Below are 24,452 nucleotides of genomic sequence, written 5' to 3' on the forward strand. Positions count from 1 at the left end.
GGCTAAAGCTGGAGGCGAATGAGATGCTGGAATTAGAGTTTACGACTATAGAGGAGTGGGATGAAGCATTGTGGGCGCGGATGGAGCGAATCTATCATGAGGCTTTTCAAAGCGGCGCTAAGACAAAAGCGATTCTACGCAGTATGCTGGACCGGAAGATTGGTTATTTACACACGGGCGTGCATCATGGAGAAGTGGTTGCGATGGCTGTTACTGGACTGGAGGGGAAGGTTGCGGAGCGCATCCTGATCATCGATTACCTCGCGGTTGAACAGAAGATGCGTGGGTGGGGCATAGGGACCTGGATGTTAGAACAGCTCAGAGCCTGGGCGTTAAGAGAACACCGGATCAAAGGTATGATTATCGAGGCGGAGTTCGGGACAACGGAGACTCATCAGGAACGCATTCAGTTCTGGCAACGCAACGGGTTCATCCTAACCTCCTATGTCCATCAATATAGAATGGTGCCAGAGCCGTATCAGGCAATGATGCTGCCACTGGATACAAGTACGCATGTGCCTGATGATGGTGAAGCACTGTTTCGTTATATCAATGCTTTTCACAAGGTTGCTTACCGGAAGAGTTAGACCGCATTCAAGTGAAAAGGTTAGGAACGTGGTATCAATATCGATTAGAATATTTATCGAGGCACCTGCCTTCACACTTTGGGGAGAATCGGTGCTTTTGTTCATCTATACAAAAATTTATGTTTATCCATTGTGACCATCCTCTTTCAAATAGGATGTAAAATGATCAGTTCTTGACTGCATGGTCAATAACTGATACATTAATCCCATGAGTAGACCAAGAGAATTTGATGTCGATCGTGTATTACACCAGTCTATGGAAGTGTTCTGGAATCAAGGCTTCAAAGCAACTTCTTATGAGGACCTTACGCGTACTACAGGAGTCAAAAAGCAAAGTTTGTACTGTGTTTTTAAAGACAAGCGATCGTTGTTCCTGAAGGCGCTGGCACTTTACCGTGAACAGGTTATAGCGAAACTGAAAGAGATTGAAACCCTGGATTCGTCTCCCGTTGATAAACTGGATGCCTTACGATATTCCCTTTTAGACGATGAAACTAGCTGTCAAGGGTGTCTAATTGTGAATGCATCACTCGAATTCGGAACAGATGACGAGCAGGTCACACGCGAAGCTGAGCTCATGGCAGAAGAGATTCAACTGGTATTAGAGAAGATCATAAGTAGTGGCCAGAAACAACAGTTAATTTCCAACCGGTATACGAGTATAGAGCTTGCATCTTATCTAAATAACACCATTCTTGGTGTGAGAGTTATGGAGAAATCAGGTTCATCCCGTGAACAGATCGAGACGGTTCTGCGTACTTCATTTGGCATGATCATGTCTTGATCTTTTTTTTGTAAAATTCTTGACTACGAAGTCAAAAATAATTGAAGGCGGATTAATGCACCACGAAACCTTGAAGGAGGTGGGGCTTTTCGATAAAAATCGTGTATTGATTCATTTGGAAATAACGTCTAGCTGTTAACCAGGCTGGTTGCTGTTTAACATCTCCTAGGTCAATTTATATAAAACGAAATATGTGGAGGTTATTATGAATTATTCTCAATCCGTAGAAGCATTGTTCCAACCTATAGAGTTAGGTCACTTGAAGTTATCCAATCGGATCGTGATGGCGCCGATGACGCGTCAATTTTCTCCGGACGGTATCCCGGGTTCGAATGTTGCGGGCTATTACCGCCGTAGAGCAGAGAACGCAGTGGGACTTATTGTGACAGAAGGGACAATAATTAATCATCCGGATGCATCCAATCAAGCCAATGTGCCGCACTTTTATGGCGAAGCTGCAATGAATGGTTGGGCACATGTTGTATCTGAAGTACATGAAGCTGGCGGTCGAATTATTCCACAGATCTGGCATATGGGAGCCAAAGGTCATGTTAATGATTATTCGGAAGCTGAGATTGCTACAATCGTTCAGGAATTCGCACAAGCAGCCTCAGAAGCGAAACGCGTTGGGTTCGATGGTGTTGAAATCCATGGAGCACACGGCTATCTGATCGACCAATTCCTGTATGAGAAAACCAACTCTCGTACGGATCGTTACGGTGGAGATATGATGGCTCGCACACGTTTTGCAGTTGAAGTGATTGAGGCTTGCCGTGAAGTAGTGGGATCGGAATTCCCTATTGTACTGCGTTTATCTCAGTGGAAGACAGATGATTATCAGGCTAAATTGGCTGAAACACCGGAATTACTGGAGCAGCTTCTCGCACCGTTGGTTCAAGCTGGAGTCGATATCTTCCACTGTTCCACACGCCGTTTCTGGGAGCCGGAATTCGAAGGGTCTGATCTGAATTTTGCTGGATGGACCAAAAAACTGACTGGTAAACCGACAATCACTGTTGGATCGATTGGTCTTGATGGTGACTTTACAAGTCTGTTCACAGAAGGTAAAGGCGCAAGTAACGTCGGTATCGAGGGATTGGTACAACGACTTCAGAATGATGAGTTTGATCTGGTTGCTGTAGGCCGTGCTCTTCTAGTCGACCCTGAATGGGTTAAGAAAATTCAAGAAGGACGTACTGATGATCTGGTTCCATTCACAAGAGAGGCGATGACTGTACTTACTTAATTGTAGTTATAATCATTAGGAATATGTATTAATCAAACACACCTTCAAATGAAACCTTGTCGTAAGATAGGGAGATCATCTTGGAGGTGTGTTTGTAATGGCAACCAGAGTGAGTTATCCGGTGGAATTAAAGATGAAAGACATAGAAATGAGACTGGCAGAGGATGCAAAGAAACATCGGAATAAGATCCTCAACTTCATTATTGCCGGTTCCTTAATTTCTACATCATCACTCAACAACACCACTGCTTGGGGGGAGCTCTCCCTCCGAAAGATCAATGCTTCTCTTCACTGAGTTCCCAACGCAAGTGACGATCTATTCATTAATGCTAAGTGACAACAAGTGTTTTAGATTGTCATCAATAAATTGATTATCCGCACTGTTGATTCCACGACCGGCAAAATGGCCCCAGATCGATTGGATTGGTTTCAAGACAGCATTAGGTATACGCTTAGCTTCGTATTCATTATCGGCCGCAGTGCAGAAGAGATCCGTGCTTCCCGGCATGATACAGGCATAAGCTTTTATGCTCTGAAGTGCTTTATCAAAGTCTTCGTTATAGGAGGGATTTGCACTGATATCTGCATGTTGTCCTGTCCATAACATGGCCAGAACATTATGCGGATCCATATTCATAAAGCTATTTTCCCAAACACCAGCTACAAAATCCTCCAATGTGTCAAATCCCATCTCACGGTAAAGCTCTTCTCTATAAAACGCATGTGATAGTCCCCATCCCGCATAGACCCGACCAACGGCACGCATGTCTATCGAACTTAGTTGGTTTAATTTACTTGAGTCGAAGCCGACTGCAGATAGCAGTGAAGCTTTCACGCCTTCCAGGACCACAAATGTGTGAGGCCAAGGTTTGGCGATGCCTCCAAAAGGTGCGATTCGTTCAACCATCTCCGGGTAACTTGCTCCCCATTGAAATGCCTGAATGCCACCCATCGACCACCCGACGACAAGAGCAATCTTTTCAATACCGAATTTTTCGGTCAGCAGTTGGTGCTGGAATCGAACGTTGTCATAGATGGTTACCTGTGGAAAGTTAGCCCGATCAAATGGAGGAGGCGTGTTACTGGGAGAGGAAGAGAGGCCATTGCCCAGCAAATTGGGAACGATAATAAAATATTTCTCTGGATCGAGTGCCATCCCACTGCCAATGAGCCATTCATTTTGAACATGCTGATCACCAAAAGCCGTTGGATAGACAATAACATTATCTTTCTGTTCATTTAATTTTCCGTAAGTTTTATAAGCGAGATAAGCATTTGGTAACGTCACTCCTGATTGTAAGATGACATCACCCAAGTTAAAAATTTCATAATCCATCGTATAATTGCTCCCTTCAAAATGAAAAACCACAGGTTCACTGTGATCTCTTGTACTCAGTATAGAGCTGTGATATTCTCAATAAAAGTGAACAGAATTCATAATAGTGTTCAATAAAATTGAAAGATGAAGGGGGGATTATCGGATGGAATTGCGTCAACTGAATACGTTTTGTACGGTTGCAAAAACATTGAATTTCACGCGGGCAGCAGAAGTGCTGAGCTACGTTCCTTCCAACGTCACGATGCAAATTAAAGCATTGGAAGATGAGCTAGGTGTTCGCCTCTTTGATCGGTTGGGCAAGCAACTCGCGCTCACAACTGCAGGTAAACGATTTTTAACACACGCCCAAGGCGTTCTTGATAAAATGGACGAAGCTCGTAGTGCTGTCCATGATAATGAAGAACTAAGTGGTACCTTAACGATAAGTGCAAATGAGGTTATTTGCTCCTACCGGCTTCCACCTGTCTTTCAACGGTTTCGTTCGCAGCATCCGGGAGTTCGCCTAATCTTCCGCTCAGTGCCGAATCAAGAACTCAAGCAAACGCTCTTTGAGGGAACCACGGATATTGTTTATATGTTGGATGAACCCATTCGCTCGAGTGGACTTTCCGTGGAACCTTTGCTGGAAGAACATTTCCGATTGTTAGCTGCCCCAGATCATCCACTCGCCAAACGAACTGTGCTGCAATTGGAAGATTTTCATGAAGAAGTGTTCCTCACAAATGAGAAGGGTTGTCCATATCGAACGATGTTTGATCGATCATTTGAGAAAGAGGGCATTGATAACATTACATATTTAGAGTTTCAAAGTGCTGAAGCCATTAAACAATGTGCAATTTCAGGCATCGGTATTGCCTTTCTTCCTGAGATCGTCGCGGAATCTGAAGTTGAACGTGGAGAACTTGTTGTCCTCCCGTGGCAAATTCCGGACTTGCAGGTATATACACAGATGTTGTGGCATAAAGACAAATGGCTTTCACCAATGATGTTATCTTTTATAGAAGCAACCAGGGTAGTGTTTGATTCACAGAGTGAGAATAAAACCGTATAGCTTATGTACGAGACATCAAACTGTTGAGCACAGTAAAACGCTGTTGAAAGTGGGGAGACATTATTTATGATTCCATTAGTATATGACCAGATTAACCATTGGGGAAAAGACGATGAATTTTTCCTTGCATTGTTAAAGAGATTACAAGTAGAATCTATAGCTGACCTGGGCTGTGGAACAGGAAGATGGACTACTCATCTTGTTCCGTGCGGTTATAAAATTACCGCTATAGATCCCAATGAAGAAGCGATTGAAATGGCGCGAAGTAAAGATAATTCTGGAAATGTGAATTGGATTATAGGTGATAGTGCGGATTTACAAACCAATACCTATGATGCGGTAATTATGACAGCCAATGTTGCACAGGTATTTCTTACAGATGATAGTTGGAAGCGAGTAATCTCAGACGTATTCCGATCCCTAAAAATTGGGGGTCACTTTATTTTTGATACAAGAAACCCTTTTGTAAAAGTATGGGAAGAATGGGAGAAGGACAAAACTCCTGACTTAGCTAAAGATAGACTGAGAGGAGATCCTTTAGAAATTTATACAGAATATGAAGGGTTTGAGGGAGATATTTACACTTTCTATGAAATTGTAAAAAATACCAAAACAGATGAAGTGTTAGTTCATGAAAAAATGCAGCTGAGGTTTCGAAATCAAGAAGAATTCGATGAGTCGCTGAAACAAATAGGTTTTTCAAAAATTAAAACATATGGTGATTGGGAATTCAAAGAAGCAAATTCTGAGAATAGATCGTTTATTTTTCATTGTGTAAAATAGCAGTTAGTAAAAAAATCTCAAGGGACCAGAGCAGATTGAACACACTTCTTATTACTAAAATAACTACAAACATTGTTCATTCAAATCCATTCAATGAAATTTGTTCATATATGACCAACTGGAGTATGATGGGGGAAGGCGTTGCTGATAATTATCATATAATCAATGCCAAGTATAGAGTGTAATTTGATATAGGTCTAAAGCTTTTGGACCCGGCTATACAACACCATACTACCTTGAAGGGGGACATCTGTTTTGGATGAGCAGTTTCTAGATTTATTGGCCGTAAAATATGATACGGAAGAAAAAATCATAACAGAGATCATCAACCTTGAAGCGATCTCCAATCTCCCGAAGGGAACCGAGCATTTTGTCAGTGATTTGCATGGGGAGTTCCAGGCTTTTCAGCATGTACTACGAAACGGTTCGGGTACCGTCAAAGAAAAAATCAAAGAATTATTCCGAGAGGTTTGGACGGATCAAGAGATCAATGATTTTGCGGCGTTGGTTTATTACCCGGAGGAAAAAATACAGCTGGTTATAGGGGAACTGAGCAATAAACAGGCTTTGAACCAGTGGTATAGACTAACAATTGAACACATGCTTAAACTTATTTCTTATGCCTCTTCCAAGTATACACGCTCAAAATTGCGTAAAGCGCTGCCGGAGCAATATGTATATATTGTAGAAGAGCTTTTATACAAGACGGATTCGACCAACAATAAGGATCCTTATTACGAGGAAATATATCGGCAAATTATATCCTTGGGCCAGGCGGACAATCTCATTATCGGCCTTGCTTATACGACACAGCGCCTGGTGGTTGACCATCTTCATGTGGTTGGAGATATCTATGACCGGGGGCCGTACCCCGATAAAATTATGGATACACTAATCAACTACCATTCTGTAGACATTCAGTGGGGTAACCATGATGTCCTCTGGATCGGAGCCTACGCGGGTTCTCTGGCCTGCCTTGCGAATATTATTCGGATCTGCGCCAGATACGACAATCTGGACATCATTGAAGATGTATACGGAATCAATCTGCGCCCACTGCTAAACCTGGCGGAGAAATATTATGAAGACAATCCGTCCTTCAGACCTAAGCTACAGGCTGGCCATAATGTATCAGAGCAGGAAATTCTGCAGATCACCAAAATTCACCAAGCCATTGCCATGATTCAGTTTAAACTTGAAATCCCGATTATCAAGAGACGCCCATATTTTAATATGTCTGAAAGACTTTTGCTGGAGCAGATTGATTACGACAACAATGAAATCAACATCTGCGGTAAAACGTACCTGTTGGAAAACACTTGTTTCGCAACCGTGAATCCGCAGAAGCCTGAACAATTGCTGGAGGAAGAACGCCAGGTGATGGAAAAGCTGCTGTTCTCCGTTCAGCATTCCGAAAAGATGGCCAGACATATGAATTTTCTCATGAAAAAGGGTAGCCTTTATTTAAAATACAACGGGAATTTGTTAATCCACGGCTGTATTCCTTTGGATGAAGAAGGAAATATGGAAGAAATGCAGATTGAAGACAAGACATATGCGGGCCGTCAATTGCTCGATGTTTTTGAAGAAAACTTACGTTACGCCTTTGCGCATCCGGAAGAGACAGAAGATCTGGCGACGGATATGGTATGGTACATCTGGACAGGGGAATGCTCCTCGCTCTTTGGAAAGAGAGAAATGACCACTTTTGAACGGTATTTTATCCAAGATAAAGAAGCACATAAGGAGAGAAAGAACCCTTACTACCATTTACGTGAAAATGAAGAGACCTGTCGAAAAATCTTACAGGAGTTTGATTTGAATCCCGATCATGGACATGTCATTAACGGTCACACGCCAGTCAAAGAAAGTCGTGGAGAGAGCCCTGTTAAAGCAAACGGAAAAATGATCGTGATTGATGGCGGTTTCTCCAAAGCCTATCAATCCACAACGGGCATTGCCGGATATACCTTGTTGTACAATTCCTTTGGCATGCAGCTCGTCGCCCATCAGAAATTTAACTCAAAAGAAGATGTGTTATGTAACGGAACGGACGTATTATCTCTAAAAAGATTGGTGGACAAAGAACTGGCACGGAAACTGGTGAGGGAAACCAATGTCGGGGAAAAGCTACTGCAGAAAATCTCAAATCTGAAGGATCTTCTAGAATATCGCTACATGAAATGAAACGATTGCTACAAGTACACATCCGGATCAACCGTTTGAGTGCAATTTGACGTAGACGCTCGTATTGGGCAGGGAAGTAATAATCCCCTGCCTGTGCGAGCTTTTCTTTTGTTACAGTGAAGACCAATCCTTCTGCTGGATACAAAATCTGGTCTAGTCTTCATAAAACGTCGGAAGCTTGAATATATCTTTTCTTCAGAAAGACAAAGCATAAAAGTAACATCGATTGTTATTTATTTGATCGTTATCTATTTATTGAATCATTCCGAGATTCTGATTTATGGAAAATAAATAATACAAATCCATACCATTTTTCTATTTTTATATTTAAAATACGATGTTATTCATCATTTTACGATATGCAATGACTATATTTACAAAATCCATCATTTACAAAAATTACAAAATTGATTATAGTATATTCAACAAGCTTTTCAACTAATTCAATCGTTGTTTCGGCACGTTGAAGATAGGAAAATGCACATATAATGATAGTTTTGTGTTAAATTACATCCTTCTGTCCCTGATCAACGGGGATAGCGGAGTTTATTTGATATGTCTATTGATGTGCTTGTAAGGAGGTGCTCAGACTGAGCGATTCCGTTGTTTTTATGTTTTCTGGACAAGGATCGCAGTATCCGCAGATGGGGAAGGAGCTGTTTGAGCAGGATGCATTGTTCAGGGAAACAATGCTTGCTCTGGATCAAACGGTTTTGGAATGCGGGGGCGAATCAATCGTGCAGTATATGTACGGCGAATCGTCAACCGATGAGGACCGCTTCGAACGTACTATTCTGTCGCATCCCGCCATCTATATGGTGGAATATGCACTTGCCCAATCGTTATTGACTCGTGGCGTGATACCTGATTACGTCCTTGGCAGCAGCCTTGGGGAATTTGCCGCCGCTGCCATTGCGGGCGTATTCAGTGCAAAAGATGGCTTGCGCTGTGTTATGAAGCAGGCAATACGATTCGAGCAACATTGCCCTTCTGGCGCGATGTTAGCGATATTGGGACATGCATCTCTATATCCGGAACTTCCGGAAATTGAATATTGTACCTTGGTGTCCGTCAATTATGACGGACATTTTGTTATTTCCGGACCGGTGCATGCACTGACAAAAGCACAGGAGTGGCTCACATCACATGCTGTGTTAAGTCAGATGCTTCCGGTTTCTTTTGCCTATCATTCTCAATGGATTGATAGCGCAGAGGCTGCATACACGAAGGATTTGCAGGCATTTACATTTGCCGCGCCTCATATACCGTTAATCTCCTGTATGACTGGAGGGGAGGCTGCCCGAATTGCACAAAATCACTTCTGGCATGTTGCCCGAAAACCAATTCTCTTTCGCGAAGCAATACAAAAGCTTGAATCTGCCGGACCGCATCACTATATCGATATCAGTCCGGGCGGTACGCTTGCAGGTTTTGTGAAACGGCTTGCAGACAAACAAGCTTCATCAGCGGCGGTCGTTTTGTTATCTCCCTTTTACAGGGATAAGGAACAATTGGAGAGCGTGGCCAGGCAATATCAACAGCGGTCCATGAACATTCAGAGGGGAGAGCAGAACATGAGGGCTTATGTATTTCCAGGGCAAGGCTCGCAGTTCAAGGGCATGGGGCACGACGTTTGGAATCTTTATCCGGACCTGGTCCGCACCGCAGATGAAATATTGGGATATTCCATACGCGAGCTGTGTCTTGAAGACCCCGGAGACCGACTCAAACGTACGGAATACACCCAGCCGGCCCTGTACACCGTGAATGCCCTGATGTACTACAGGGAACTTGAGCAACAGGGGAAGCCGGACTATGTTGCGGGACACAGTTTGGGTGAATTTAATGCGTTGCTGGCTGCAGGCGTGTTTGATTTTGCAACCGGACTACGTATCGTCCAGTTCCGCGGTGAATTAATGGGAAGGGCAGAGGGAGGTGGGATGGCAGCTGTGATCGGGCTGAATTCGGATGTTGTGGGTAAGATTCTTTCGCAGCATGGCCTTGACCACTTGGATATCGCTAATATGAACAGTCCCAGTCAGATCGTTATTTCGGGTCCGCAGGATTTGCTAATCCAGGCGAAGTCTGTGTTTGAGCAGGAAGGCGCATCCAATTACGTCATCTTGAATGTGAGCGGCGCATTTCACTCCAGATATATGGAAGCAGCCAAGCAGCAATTTGCTGCATATCTCAAGCAATTTCAGTTTGCTGCCCCGACACTATCCGTTATTTCCAATGTTGGGGCAAGACCCTATACACTCGATCATCTGCAACACAACATGTTGGAGCAGTTGACGTCCTCTGTGCAATGGACCGATACCATTCGATATCTGATGGGAAAAGGGATTAACGATATTGTACAGATTGGACCCGGGACGGCTCTAAGCAAACTCGTAAAGGCTATCCAGACTCAGGCTCAGCCACTTTTTGTGGAGAAATTATCTGTTGAACCGCCTCCGGCTTCACCCGCAGTGATAAAGGACGTACCTAAGGATGAATCATTGCGAGTGTCTGAAACCGCTGCCCATCCGTTCAGCAGTTCGCGGCGTTTCCAATCTGAACGGATGGGCAGCGCTGAATTCAGGCAGGATTATGGTGCCAGGCTGGCATACGTTGCGGGAGGCATGTTTGGCGGCATTTCATCTGTGGCAATGATCACAACACTTGCAAAAGCGGGTATGGTCGGCTTTCTCGGAACAGGTGGACTGCGCGTTGAAGAAGTGGAAGAGGCGGTGATGTCCATCCGCCAAGAATTGCCTGTCCAACATTGCTGGGGATTAAATGTGCTTCATGATCCTCTCCATCCTCAGCGCGAGGATGAGATGATCAAGTTAATGCTTAGATTGGGCCTGAATAAGATGGAAGCAAAAGGATTTTTGGGCATGACTCCGGCACTTGTCCACTATCGGGTCAAAGGAATCTATCGCAGATCCGATGGTACTGTGGCTTCATCTCATCTTCTTCTCGCCAAATGCTCTCGTCCAGAGGTAGCAGAGCTGTTTATGAGTCCAGCTCCGCAACATATGCTGGACCAATTGCTGGTTGAAGGACGTATTTCCGCTGAACAGGCCCAATGGGCGCGGCAATTGCCGATGGCGGATGACATTTGTGCAGAAGCCGACTGTGCCGGATATACCGATGGTGCAGTATCCATGACCCTGCTGCCTGCTATGTTGTCCCTGCGCAATCAGATGATGAAAAAACATGGTTACGCCAAAGCAATCCGGGTCGGTGCAGCTGGAGGTATTGGTACTCCCCAGGCAGCCGCGGCAGTATTTGTCATGGGGGCGGACTTTATTCTGACCGGCTCAATTAATCAATGTACGGTCGAAGCCAATACTAGCCAACTCGTAAAGGAACTGCTTCAGCAAATCAACGTCCAGGATACCGGATATGCGCCCGCAGCAGGCATGTTTGAACTGGGAGGCAAAGTACAGGTGTTGAAGAAAGGCGTTTATTTTCCTGCGCGTGCTAACAAACTGCATGAGCTGTATCGCCAGTACGACAGCATTGACGAGATCGATGAGAAAACAAAAACAAGGCTTCAGGAGCAGTATTTCAAAAGGAGCTTTGACAGCATTTACGCGGAGATGGAATCCGTTCTTACAACCCAGGAGAGAGCACTTGCCGAACGTAGTCCCAAGGCAAGAATGGCCGTTATTTTCAAATGGTATTTGGATCACTCCGCCAAACTGGCGCTTCAGGGGGATGAGAATCATCAGCACAGGGTGGACTTTCAGGTATATTGTGGTCCGGCACTCGGTGCTTTTAATCAGTGGGTACAAGGAACAACGCTCGAATCCTGGACACAGCGCCATGTGCATCTGATCGGAGAGAAGTTAATGGAAGAAACAGCCCAGCTGCTTAACGAAAGCCTGCTTCAACTGGTATAAAACGGTCCAGCACAATTAGATGCGCAGTGAGATAAGCCAATAAGGAGGAATCGAATGGATATTGAAAGTGAAGTGCTTATTGTGGGGGCGGGCATTGCAGGCGTGGCGCTGGCGCTGGCCATGGGCAGAAAAGGTCGACAGGTGGTGTTGATTGAACGCTCAAAACAATTTCCCAACATTCCCAAAGGTGATTTTCTTCAGCCCATAACGATCGATCTGCTGGACAAGCTTGGCGTTCTTCCTGAAGTAACCAAACACTGCGCTCATGTAGCACGGGTAAACTACGGCACGCTTGGGGGTGTCAACTGTTTTACGGGCAGCTATGAAGAAATGGACATGCCTGTGCGTTATGCATTGAACGGGGACCATCACCACATTCATCAAAGCCTGTTTAATGCCATTGAGGAAATGCCCAATGTACGCTTCTACCCCGGCATGAACGCAGGCAAACTGTTGTTCACCAATCATTATGTGAGCGGAATCGAAGCAGATTTGGCGGGTGAAAAGGTACGTATCAGCAGCAAAATCCTTGTCGGGTCGGATGGCATCAAGTCCAAAATTCGTGATCAGCTGGGGCTTAAGTATCACCTTTATCCTTATGAGGAAAAGATGGCAAAAATGTTCGCTTTTACTTTTCACGATGTCACACATACCAGGGAAGAGGCCAGCTTTTTCTTTGGCGAAGGTGTAAGCTGCGGAGTCTTTCCTTTGCCCGGCCAAAGGCTGAGGATCTACCTAGCTTTGCGAAAGGATATATGGCAGCGCATCCGTGAGGACGGTATCGAATCGTTGCGCGGCATGCTGCTGTCCCTGTGTCCTCACTTGCAGCAAGAAATATCGCAGATCGTGGATTTCAAACAGGTTCAATCCATTCCGGCCTATTATCTGCATACCGAAAAATGGGCGATTAACGGTGCCGTTCTGCTAGGAGATGCATGCCATGCACTAAGTCCGGCACTGGGACAGGGAATGAATCTGGCGATTCAGGGTGCTGTCGAACTGTCGAATACGTTGGAAGAAGCGCTCATTACCGATGACTGCTCGGAAAGTCAGCTTCGCCTGTATGAGAAAAAAAGAAGAAAATATGTGCGTCTCATCCAGCGCAACAGCACAGCTCATACCTACTGCTGGTTTGTGAAAAACCGCGCCTTTGTGACGCTTCGCAATGCTGCTTTTCGTCGAATCGGCAAGTGTCCCAATCTGCTGAAGGAACAAATGCTGACTACGTCGGGATACAGTGACAAACCACCGTCATTCTCACACATGCTGCGCTTTGCGGGAATTATGAAGCCCTGATGAGATGAAAGGTCAGTATGCCGATACCAAAGGAGAGGAGACATTCAGATGGGAAGCAAAAGGACGGAAATTGCCGTTGTGGGTATGGCCTGCCGTTTCCCGGGAGCCGGCGGATATGATTCATTTTGGGAAAACCTGATTCAAGGTCGCAATTCCATCTCTGAGATTCCCCCGGAACGCTGGGACTTGGAGCAGTTTTATTCGTCAAACTCGAATGACACAGGCAAAACCTCAAGCAAATGGTGCGGGTTGGTGGAAGGAGCATATGATTTTGACCACAGCTTTTTTAACATTTCCCCGCGTGAGGCTACGAGCATGGACCCACAGCAGCGTTTGCTCCTCGAAGATACGTGGCATTGCATCGAGGATTCGGGCATTTCTCTGTCAGAGCTTCAGCAGAAGGTGACAGCTGTTTATACCGGCGTGATGACAGCGGGTTATTTGCAGCAAATGGAAGCCTCGCAGGCGGACAGTTACGCCTGTCTTGGCAATTATGAGAGCTTGCTTGCGAACCGGATATCTTATGCGTTTAATTTGAGTGGCATGAGCCTGCCGATTAATGCGGCCTGCGCTTCCTCACTTGTGGCTATTCACGAGGCGAGACGTGCCCTGATTCTGGGAGAATGTGATTATGCCTTGGCTTCTGCCGTGAATTTGAATCTCGACCCGCTCAAATATGTTTCCTTTTCCCAATCAAGAATGTTAAGCCCCACAGGGCAGTGCAAAACATTTGACCAGAGTGCGGATGGATATGTCCCGGGAGACGGGGTTGCTGTATTGCTTCTACAGCGGTTGGAGGAAGCCGTTGAGCAAGGAAATACGGTTTATGGCATCATTAAAGGCTCTGCTGTCAACCACACGGGGAAAAGTTTGTCTATTACGGCACCTCGCATGGAGGCACAGCGTGATGTCATTTTGGCTGCGTGGAAGGCTGCAGATATCGATCCTCGCACCATTACCTATGTCGAAGCACACGGGACTGGCACCTCGCTGGGGGACCCGATTGAGGTCGAGGCGTTAACCCAGGCATTTCGGCACTATACCCCGGATCGGTCATTCTGTAAGATTGGATCGGTTAAAACAAACATCGGTCATCTGGAGAGTGCAGCGGGCATAGCTGGTCTTATTAAAGTGATGATGATGATGAAACATCGGAAAATTCCGGCCTCTCTTCATGTGAAGACGCTGAATCCGATGATTCCTTTTTCGCGCACCCCGCTGGAGGTTGCACGGAAACAAGAGACTTGGCACAGTCGGGAGCAGGGGCAGCCTTTACGCGCAGGGATAAGTTCATTCGGTTTCGGAGGTGTAAACGCCCATGTTGTGGTCGAACACTACGAACCTGCTGCTAAACCCTCTGTTCCCTCCAAGCTATCTGTTCAGCAGGATTCCAGAGAGCCCTCCAGATTATTTCTGCTGTCTGCCAAGTCGGAAGCGAGCTTGCAGGAGCATGTCGCAGATTGGCAGCAGTGGTTCGACAGGCATTCTAATGCGGAAGATACACTACGGGCCATCAGCCTGTCGCTGCTTAAAGGCAGAGAGCATTTCAAATATCGGTTTGGCGGATGGGCTCATACCCGAGAAGAGCTCAGGACATTGCTGAATTCCGACTGTTACGGCAACACGCCAATTGGAGCATCCGCAAGGTATCTGAACATTCAGAGTCCCACATGGGAGGGATACGCCCAATTGAAATGCTCTGGACATACGTCTCAGTTATTACTGCGTAAGGCAGAAAGGCAAATCGAGGCAGCATTAAAAGCAAACGGCATGAGGGAAGAATGGGAAGACTTGATGGCAGGGTACTATCAGGATACGTGGCATGAAGATTGGCGAGAATTGTATTGTTTTATAGCCGGATATGTTCATGCAAATTCCTTGATTCAACTAGGTTTTGCCCCTCGGTGGATTCAGGGAACAGGAATTGGCATGCTGATTGCATGGGTCATTGGAGGTCACATTTCTGTTGAAGATATGATCTCCGTGCTACTCAATCAGAAGCGTGCCGAAGACGTGAGACTGTGCAGCCCCATATGGCCTGTCATGCAAGAGGGAAGCTCATCCCTAATCATGCCCTTTGCTTTTGATGATTCCTATGTACATGATTTGATTCAATCTGTACGGATCGTGGAGGAACAGGCTTACGACGGGTTCCGAGACGAATTGATGGATCGTGCGCATCGATTATACACCCATCAGTATACGTTCAGGAACTACATAAATGAATGGAATGACGAATGGCAGGAGAGCACGGGAACAACCATCCCATGGCCGTTGCAACCAACATCTGACAGCAGTAGTTCAAGCGAATCTTTCCGTCCCATGTCGGCTGTGCTATGCATTGCAGTCATGGATGCACTGCGCAGGGTGAAACGAAAGTGGCAGCTTCAGATCTCGGAAGAGTCAGACATTCCGGCTGTACAGGAACTGCTTGATCTTCTGGCCGATAAGGTTATTACTCGGAGAGACATTATCGAGATGTTGTTGAACGAGACAGGGGAACATCATGAACTTTCACGGATCACAGCGCAGTTAAACCAGAATTCCGGACTCATGCTGCCAGAACGCGCGTACACACTCATTCGTCAGCATCAACAGCGGACAGGTGGAATGCACAACGCATTCCAATTTCTACATGACTTCCTTCAACCCGGTAGTGAGAATGAAAAGGATCGCAAGATATCTCTACCTCATTCAGAAAAAGCCACAGACTGGATGAAGCAGACCGGACAAGAAGCAGAGGAAGTGACCTTGGAATTACCATTTCACGAAAATGTACTGCGATTATGGCTGTCCGGCCTGGAGCTCGATATGCGTCAACTTGCGGAAGAGGGGCCTTATCAGAAAGTACGATTGCCACGTTATGCATTTCAAAGAAAAACATTCCGTTGGTCTGCCAACTTGGGTAGAAAGGCGAAGGATTCCTTTCAAGAAACGGAAAGCAAAAAAGAACATGATCAGCTTCATCCAATGCTTCACCGCAACCTTTCGGCTAATCAGGACACAAGATTCCGTTCGGACTTTACAGGGCATGAATTTTTTCTCAACGATCATCGGGTTCGAGGGCAACGGGTACTTCCAGGTGTGGCTTATCTGGAGATGGCCCGCATGGCTTTGCACAGTGTAAACCAAGCGCCCTCTTCCTCCTTTGCGGCGTTCCAGATTAAGAATGCAGCCTGGACAAGTCCAATTTTCGTGGATGAACAACCAGTTGAGGTATCCGTTCGACTACATTACGAAGACATGGAACGGGGAGTTCTGCGATATGAAATCAGTGCGGAAGGCAGCGAAGCCCCAGATCGTCTGAGCTGTGGTACAGGCCGCGTCGCTTTGAATTCGTTGGCACCTGTTGATCGTCTTGATATTTCGTCTCTGATTGCAGCCATGCGAGAGGAGAGTTTGTTGGATCATGAGACCATCTATGGCCGCTTGCGAGAACAAGGGCTGGAATATGGACCAGGTCATCAGGCGATTGAACGAATGTACATCGGTTCGGGTCAGGCTCTGGCACATCTGAACATCCCTTCCCATATAAAGCATACAATGGGCAATTATGCGTTACATCCGAGCATGATGGATGGCGCCTTCCAGACAGCGATGTTATTGCTTGACGATAAATCCACCCTTCAGGATCAAGAGAAGGGAACGAAGCTTCCTTTTTATATGGAAGAAATGGTTTGTTTGTTACCGTGTACAGCGGAGATGTGGGTGCATGTCCGTTTCAGTGATGGTTGTCCAATCGGAGGGAACGTGGTGAAGCTGGACATGGATCTAATGGATGCCAAGGGAACCGTCTGTGTCCGGATTCGGAATTACATGTGCCGCAGCATACCGGGAGAGAAGAGACAGCAGCACGTGATGCAGGATGCGGAGCGGGTAACGATCACCAGGGATTTGCACGAAGATTTCCCACCTGGTACAGAGTTGCTGGCTCCTGTGTGGAGTGTGCTTCCATTGGAGAAAGACAGCAGGATTTCTTTGGAGAGTCTCAGAACGGCCATCATTGTTGCAGGGACAGTAGAGATGAGCGGATACCTTGATGAGGTTAGACAACAATATCCGGGAGCTTCGCTGATATTGCTGAAGCCTGGCGAAACTGTGGAACAAATGGCCCAAAGACTGGAAAACTGCGGACAGTTTGACCATCTGCTATGGGTCTCGGGGTTGGGCAACGCAGAAGGGAAGGATGGCAGCGCGATCACTCAGAGCCAGGAGGAAGGCGTGATTATTGTATTCAGTTTGGTCAAGAGTCTATTGCAGCTAGGGTATGACAGGATCCCTCTCCAATGGACCGTAGTTACTTTTAGTGCCATAGCCATTCATGCCCAGGATGTAGTTCATCCGCTCCATGCAAGCATACATGGCTTCCTCGGTTCTTTGGCCAAAGAATACAAAAACTGGACGTTCCGGGTAGTTGATCTTGATTTTGCAGATCGAAGTCTGCCAGCGCTGAGCGACATGCCCATTGTGCCTGAGAACTCTTGGAGCAATCTGACTGTCTATCGGGCCAAACAGTGGCATCGCTGCGAATTACTGCCTGTTAAACTGCCTTCCATTCAGCAATCGGCTTATCGACGCGGCGGCGTATATGTCGTTATAGGCGGTGCTGGCGGATTGGGTAAAGTTTGGAGCGAGTATATGATTAGTCACTACAACGCTCAGATCATTTGGATCGGACGAACACCGCTCAACCCCGATATTGCAAAAGAGCAGGAAAAGCTTGCTCTGACAGGCCCGGCTCCAGAATATATATCAGCAGATGCAGGCAGTCCCGATTCCTTGCATGAGGCCTACAGGTTAATCAAACAACGCCACGGAACAATTCATGGTGTTATTCATGCTGCCATTGCACTCAGAGACAGCAGTGTAATGAAAATGGACTTGCCACAATTCAATGAAGGATTATATGCAAAAGTCAACGTATGCGCGGGAATGCTCGAGGTCTTTGAGAAGGAGTCGCTTGATTTTATGCTGTTTTTCTCCTCCATCAATGCGTTTGCCACACCTGCCGGGCAAAGCAATTATACAGCCGGGTGTACATTCAAGGACTCATTCGCCCAGTGGCTTCATCGTTGTCTTCATTACCCTGTTAAAACCATTAATTGGGGGTATTGGGGAAGCACGGGAACGGTGGCTTCTCCAGCTTATCGTGAGCGGATGACCAAACAGGGCATTGGCTCGATAGAGCCTCCCGAAGCGATGGCTGCGCTTGAACTGCTTCTGGCCAGTTCACTTCCTCAACTGGGACTGGTCAAAATCATTGGTGAGGCAAAGCCATACGCGATCAGCGAGCAAGAATTCATAACAATACATTAGGCATGAAGCGTGTAATCCAACAGGAGGGCGAAATCATGCAAGATAACGAGCGGTTATCCTTACAGCACAAGCTGTGGAATTCATTAAACGAGAAGCTGATGCATGTGTTGATTGTTCAGATGGAGCAGCTTGGAGATGTTAGAACGATGGCAGGAGCTTCGTACTGCACTTCTTATCCTGGTGTGCTTCCTGCATACCAACGATGGATGGACCACACGCTTCGCATTCTTCAGCGTAACCCGGAACTCGGTGAATTTGAACGAAGTAACATTTGGTCTGATTGGGAGGAGCACAAGGAGCGCTGGATTACGCAGCCAGAAATGAGAGCAAGGGTGGAGCTCGCTGACGTGATGATCCGGGCGCTGCCCGACATTGTTACAGGCAAACAGTCCGCAACAGAGATCATGTTTCCGGGTGGCTCCATGTCAAGAGTGGAGGGAATATACAAGCAAAATTCAATTGCTGATTATTTCAATGCACTGCTTGCAGATGAGGCCGCCCAGCTGATCAGCGATTTCTCCGGGCATGGCAATCGCAAGATCCGCATTCTTGAAATCGGCGCCGGAACTGGAGGAACAAGCTCCATGCTGTTTCAAAAGTTCGAGCCCTACCGTGAACTTATTCAGGAATACTGTTACACGGACGTCTCCAAATCTTTTCTACAGCATGCAAGGAAACAATATGGGCCGTATTATCCCTACCTTACGTACAGCCTGCTCAATATTGAAGAGCCTTTGCATTCTCAGGGAGTTGAAGCGGGACGATATGACATGGTCGTGGCTACCAACGTGCTGCACGCCACACGTCAGATCCGCCATACTTTGCGCAATGCCAAAGCGTTATTGACCTTGAATGGTAAACTGCTAATCAACGAAATTATTGAGGATTCCCTGTTTAACCACGTAACGTTTGGCTTGCTAACCGGATGGTGGCTGTTCGAAGACGAACAGGTGCGTATTCCCGGCACTCCGCTGTTGCATCCGGATCAGTGGAAAGCGGCACTGGAGCTGGAGGGTTACTTTGACATAGAATTTCCCGCATCCAATGCCGAAGGACTGGGCCAGCAAATTATAAGCGCAGCGAGTGACGGAATGGTCCGGCAGAAACACACCTTTTCATCAGCGGCTCAGATGCTGCCCACAGCTGGAAAGGAAGAGCCTCTAAAGCCACAAGAGACTATTACAGTTCAAGAACCAGAACCAGCCTTAAACGCGTTAAACTCGAAAAACCCTGCTGTAGATGACAGGGAATTAAAACAAGCATGCATGATGTATTTACAAAAGATGATCGGTGCCATTCTGGATGTAGAACCAGAGCAAATCGATCCCTTGGAAGCTCTAGAAATGTATGGACTGGATTCAATTCTCATCATTCAGTTAACCGAACAGCTAAATAAGGAAATGGGGGAGCATGTGAGCAGCGTGCTCTTTTTTGAATATACAACCCTTGACGCACTGGTCAATCATTTTGTGGAAAAGCGCAGGTTTGAACTGATCTCGATGCTTGGGTTAACGAAAATGCAACAGGAATCGATAACAGAGCCTGAACTGGATATGGGTGGAATTTCGGCAGAAGCCGCCACTCATCTAACTGAAAGTTACAAGCAGCAACGACCATCTGAGGCAACAAGTGAAGTAGCCATCATCGGGCTTGCCGGGCGTTACGCTCAGGCTGATGATTTGGCAGAATTTTGGAACAATCTGATGCAGGGCAAAAATTGCATTACTGAAATACCTTCACAACGTTGGGATTGGCGAACCCACTACCATTCGGAGAAAGGAAAAAAAGGAACGTCTTACAGCAGGTGGGGAGGATTTATTCGTGGCATCTATCACTTTGACCCGTTGTTCTTCCATATTTCTCCTAAAGAGGCCGAACAAATGGACCCTCAGGAGCGGCAGTTCCTGCAAACGGTCTATATTGCCATCGAAGATGCCGGCTATACCCCTCAGGCTCTTGCCAATTCGGGTACAGTCGGTGTGTACGCAGGTGTAATGAATGGCAACTATCCTACGGGAGCTTCCTTTTGGTCCATAGCCAATCGGGTATCCTACACGTTTAATTTCACGGGGCCAAGTCTGGCCGTGGATACGGCATGCTCTTCCTCCTTGACGGCCATTCACCTGGCAATGGAAAGTCTGCGCAACGGCACCTGTGACCTAGCCATCGCAGGCGGTGTGAATCTGATCGTTGACCCGGTTCATTATGTCAGGTTATCCGAAAAAACCATGATGACTCCAGACAACGAGTGCAGTCCGTTTGGAGAGGGAGCCAACGGTTTTGTGGACGGAGAAGGTGTTGGTGCATTACTCCTCAAGCCGCTTCATCTGGCGGAGGCCGACGGGGATTTTATTTACGGCATCCTTAAAGGAAGCATGATTAATGCAGCGGGTAAAACAAAAGGATACACCGTGCCCAATCCCGGCCAGCAGGCAAAGGTGATCAGCGATGCCCTCTCACGATCTGGAGTAGATGCCCGGACCATCAGTTATATTGAGGCACATGGCACCGGTACAGCACTGGGTGACCCGATTGAAATCGAAGGCTTGCGCAGGGCATTTGAGAAACATACAACGGATAGACAATTTTGTGCAATCGGCTCGGTGAAGTCGAACATCGGCCATGCCGAGAGTGCGGCTGGCATCGCCGGGGTCAGCAAAATATTACTGCAAATGCGTCACGGCTGCCTGGTGCCTTCACTGCATGCAGAGAGCAGCAACCCGAATATCCGGTTCAGTCAAACCCCATTTCACGTTCAGCAGCACATGACTCCATGGGTTCGTCCCGTACTGGATACACCTGAAGGCATGCGCGAATATCCGCGGATTGCGGGCATCTCCTCATTCGGGGCAGGCGGTGCCAATGCCCATGTCATTCTTGAGGAATACAGGACGGATAACAAGGTGGACCAGAAATCGGTGATGGCAGGGGATCCCAATGCACCGGTAATGATCGTTCTATCGGCAAAAACCGAAGATCGTCTCAGGATAAAGGTGAGACAGCTTGTGCAAGCCGTTCAGGATAACACTTATACGGACTTACATCTCGCCCGGATCGCCTACACACTGCAAACCGGAAGAGAAGAGATGGAATGCAGATGCGCTTTCACGGCGTATACCATCAAGGAGATGGTAAGCAAATTGCAGGCGTATCTCACCGGGGAAACAGCACATGAACAGATATTCACCGGAGAGATCGATATTGAACGGAATGACAATCGACTTGTAGACGATGACGATATGCAGGAACTGGCAGCCAGCTGGATGCGCAAACGAAAAACGGTTCGGCTTCTGGAGCAATGGGTTCGCGGAATGAAGTTGGATTGGCAGCAATGGTATGGAACGGCTAAACCACAGCGAATTAGCCTGCCGGGATATCCTTTTGCGGAAGAGCATTACATGATACCTTCTTTATCCTCCTCATCAGGGAATGAAGGCTTTGAAACCACGAACGTCGTAGCGCCAAGCCAGACAGAATGGCTGCATCCGCTGCTGCACAAAAACACCAGTTATTTGGGCAGTCAGCGGTTTAGCTCACGTTTTACCGGAAACGAATCATTTCTGCGTGATCATCAAGTAAGAGGGGTGAGCATATTACCCGGAGCGGCTCATCTGGAGATGGCTGCAGCAGCACTACGGCATTCCCTACCGCCCGAAGAACATAACAGAGAGCACAACGGAAACGATCATATTCGTCTGCATGATCTGGTATGGTTGCATCCCGCATCTGTAGAGGATCAGCCGTTGTCTGTACATCTCGAATTGCAGGCCGAGCGACACCAACAGGGGTACCGGTTTGAAATTACAAGCAATGCGAAGGCTGAGGCTCCATCCGTATTATGCAGTCAAGGATTCGTTTCCCTGATTCGCTCCACAGGAGACACGCCAGTATTCCAACCTGCTGATTGGCATAAGCGTCATGGCAACAAGATCGTTCCACCTGAGAGAGGTTATCAATTTTTCTCTCAAATAGGACTGGTTTATGGAAGCACTCACCGCTGCATCTCACATTTGTATACAGGACAACACAGCGTTATGGCACGACTAGCCATGCCATTGTCGGGTACAGAAAGTCTGGAGGATTACGGACTCCATCCATCCATGCTAGATTCGGCTTTTCAGGCGTGTCTTGCACTTGCTATGGATTTGAGCCAAGAAGGAGGTCTTTCGCCTGAGCCCTGGTTGCCATATGCACTGCAACAAGCGGAGATTTACAGACCATGTTCTTCTGTGATGTGGGTAGAAGTCCGTTATACCGCGGACAGTGGTCCTGGGAATTCCATGCCTCGTTATGATCTCACGCTCTATAGTGAGGATGGACTGCTTTGCGCGAAGTTTGAAGGTTTGGCGTTACGGAAGTGGGCTGCCACGCCCCAATCCCAGCAGGATTGGACCGGAGAGGAAGCTGGCTTGACTAATCAGTTCGGACATCATTTAAATAATCTGCATGCACTGGAGCCATTGACACAAGATCTGACTATGTCGGCGGCAGCGGAAACGGCAACAGCGGAAAAAGATGATGCTAAACTGGCTGTTCTTACAACGGTGTGGGCCCCATTAGAGCAGCATTCATCAAGTGAAGACGTTTCCGGCACTGAGGTGTTTTCGACGAAAAAACTTCTGATTCTCTGCGAAAATGCCGACATGAACATCCGTTTCCCGAGAGGGGATGCTTTTCGGCAGATTGTCTTTCCGAGACAGGCATCTGTGACACAGATGGTGGATATGCTTGCTGCCGAAGGTGATTGCGATCATATGATCTGGCATTGTCGCCACGTTATGTCCGAGAATCACATGACAGAAACAAACAGGGAAGAGCAGGAAAGCTTCGTACCCGAACTTACTCGTTTCTTCAGATTTGTCCAAAGCATTCTGCGCCTGGGATACGGTTCCAGAAGTCTTCACCTCACGGTCGTTACAACGAATGCGCAAGCGCTCGCCTTCGATGAAACCATCGACCCGGACCAGGCAGCCATTCATGGGTTGACGGGTTCACTTGCTAAGGAATATGCCCATTGGGCCATTCGCGTCATTGATCTGAATGGCGGCGAAATTCTCCCAATGGATGCTATTGCAGATATGACAGCGGACCCTCACGGAAACGCATATGTGTGGAGGGATCAGGAATGGTATCGCCAGGAATTAGTGCCTGTAGAATACGACCCCGTTCCACTAGCCGCTTATCGGCAGGGAGGGGTCTATTTGGTTATTGGCGGAGCCGGAGGAATTGGCGAAGTCTGGACACGTTATATGATTGCGACTTACAACGCCCAAGTGATCTGGCTAGGAAGAAGTGCCATGAGTCCCGAGATTCGCCGTAAAATCGAACAGTTGGGCCAGTTAGGGCCGGAACCTCTTTATATCCAGGCAGACGCTTCGCTCCCCGGTCGTCTGGAACAGGCTTATGAGTCTGTCATAAAGCGGTTTGGACAGGTGAATGGAATAATCCACTCTGCACTAGTGTTGTCTGACAGAAGCCTGGCGCGTATGGATGAGGAGATTTTCAACAACGTGCTTTCTGCCAAAGTTCAAATTAGTGAACAAGTGAATGCATTAATGAGTCGGCTTCGGAAGCAACCCGATTTTGTCTTGTTTTTCTCTTCGCTGAACTCCTTTATGAAACTGCCAGGTCAGGGCAACTATGTAGCTGCCTGCTGTTATGCCGATGCCCTGGCCTCGCAGATGAACAGGAAATGGCCCGGACGGATCAAAGTGGTCAACTGGGGATATTGGGGCAGCGTTGGTTCGGTCGTATCTGAGCAGGTAAGGCTAAGCATGCATCAGAAAGGCATTGGTTCTATCGAAGCTGAGGAAGCCCATCCCATTCTGGAATGGCTGATGTCAGGTTCCCTGCAACAGGCCGTCATACTCAAGATGATCCGCAAACCCGAAATGCTTGTACTAAATGAAAATCAAATGTTAACGGTATATCGTTAGACCAAGTGCACATTGACCGATATGCAAAGGGAGT

The 24,452-nt window shown here is 47.0% G+C and carries 12 protein-coding genes; 11 read left to right on the forward strand and 1 reads right to left on the reverse strand.

The genetic code is table 11. The annotated features are described in order from the left end of the window. The first annotated feature begins 23 nt into the window (after nt 1–23). The 4 genes from MHI12_RS16435 (at nt 24) to MHI12_RS16450 (ending at nt 2,912) form a co-directional block, all read left to right on the forward strand. A complete protein-coding gene (locus MHI12_RS16435) occupies nt 24–587 on the forward strand; it encodes a GNAT family N-acetyltransferase (RefSeq protein ID WP_341007680.1) in 564 nt (187 codons plus the stop codon). A gap of 208 nt (nt 588–795) precedes the next feature. Beyond that, nucleotides 796–1,371 (forward strand): TetR/AcrR family transcriptional regulator, encoded by a 576-nt coding sequence (locus MHI12_RS16440; protein ID WP_341007681.1) that lies wholly within the window; start codon nt 796–798, stop codon nt 1,369–1,371. Nucleotides 1,372–1,576: 205 nt separating this feature from the next. Then, nucleotides 1,577–2,617, forward strand: coding sequence for an NADH:flavin oxidoreductase (locus MHI12_RS16445; protein WP_405169753.1), 1,041 nt, complete (start codon nt 1,577–1,579; stop codon nt 2,615–2,617). Between the two features lie 97 nt (nt 2,618–2,714). Further along, nucleotides 2,715–2,912 (forward strand): hypothetical protein, encoded by a 198-nt coding sequence (locus MHI12_RS16450; protein ID WP_405169754.1) that lies wholly within the window; start codon nt 2,715–2,717, stop codon nt 2,910–2,912. A 21-nt stretch (nt 2,913–2,933) separates the two neighbouring features. On the opposite strand, the gene MHI12_RS16455 is transcribed toward MHI12_RS16450, so the two are convergent. Continuing rightward, nucleotides 2,934–3,953 (reverse strand): alpha/beta fold hydrolase, encoded by a 1,020-nt coding sequence (locus tag MHI12_RS16455; protein ID WP_405169755.1) that lies wholly within the window; start codon nt 3,951–3,953, stop codon nt 2,934–2,936. Nucleotides 3,954–4,098: 145 nt separating this feature from the next. On the opposite strand from MHI12_RS16455, the gene MHI12_RS16460 reads away from it, so the two are divergent. The 7 genes from MHI12_RS16460 to MHI12_RS16490 all read left to right on the forward strand — a co-directional run bounded on the left by MHI12_RS16460 (nt 4,099) and on the right by MHI12_RS16490 (nt 24,418). Beyond that, a complete protein-coding gene (locus MHI12_RS16460) occupies nt 4,099–5,007 on the forward strand; it encodes a LysR family transcriptional regulator (protein WP_405169756.1) in 909 nt (302 codons plus the stop codon). 66 nt (nt 5,008–5,073) lie between these two features. Beyond that, nucleotides 5,074–5,790 (forward strand): class I SAM-dependent methyltransferase, encoded by a 717-nt coding sequence (locus MHI12_RS16465; RefSeq protein ID WP_405169757.1) that lies wholly within the window; start codon nt 5,074–5,076, stop codon nt 5,788–5,790. Nucleotides 5,791–6,045: 255 nt separating this feature from the next. Beyond that, on the forward strand, nt 6,046–7,977 hold the full coding sequence (locus MHI12_RS16470; protein WP_405169758.1) for a fructose-1,6-bisphosphatase: 1,932 nt from the start codon (nt 6,046–6,048) through the stop codon (nt 7,975–7,977). Nucleotides 7,978–8,588: 611 nt separating this feature from the next. Next, nucleotides 8,589–11,870, forward strand: a complete 3,282-nt coding sequence (fabD, locus tag MHI12_RS16475) for an ACP S-malonyltransferase (RefSeq protein ID WP_405169759.1) — start codon at nt 8,589–8,591, stop codon at nt 11,868–11,870. Nucleotides 11,871–11,924: 54 nt separating this feature from the next. After that, the gene (locus tag MHI12_RS16480; protein WP_405169760.1) at nt 11,925–13,166 is read left to right on the forward strand and encodes an FAD-dependent oxidoreductase; all 1,242 of its coding nucleotides are present in this window, start codon (nt 11,925–11,927) and stop codon (nt 13,164–13,166) included. Nucleotides 13,167–13,214: 48 nt separating this feature from the next. Continuing rightward, complete coding sequence (locus tag MHI12_RS16485) at nt 13,215–18,482, forward strand: SDR family NAD(P)-dependent oxidoreductase (RefSeq protein ID WP_405169761.1); 5,268 nt, start codon at nt 13,215–13,217, stop codon at nt 18,480–18,482. Nucleotides 18,483–18,517: 35 nt separating this feature from the next. Then, the gene (locus MHI12_RS16490; protein WP_405169762.1) at nt 18,518–24,418 is read left to right on the forward strand and encodes an SDR family NAD(P)-dependent oxidoreductase; all 5,901 of its coding nucleotides are present in this window, start codon (nt 18,518–18,520) and stop codon (nt 24,416–24,418) included. The last annotated feature ends 34 nt before the right edge of the window (nt 24,419–24,452 follow it).

Source organism: Paenibacillus sp. FSL H8-0280 (assembly GCF_045040665.1).
Taxonomy (GTDB): domain Bacteria; phylum Bacillota; class Bacilli; order Paenibacillales; family Paenibacillaceae; genus Paenibacillus; species Paenibacillus xylanexedens_A.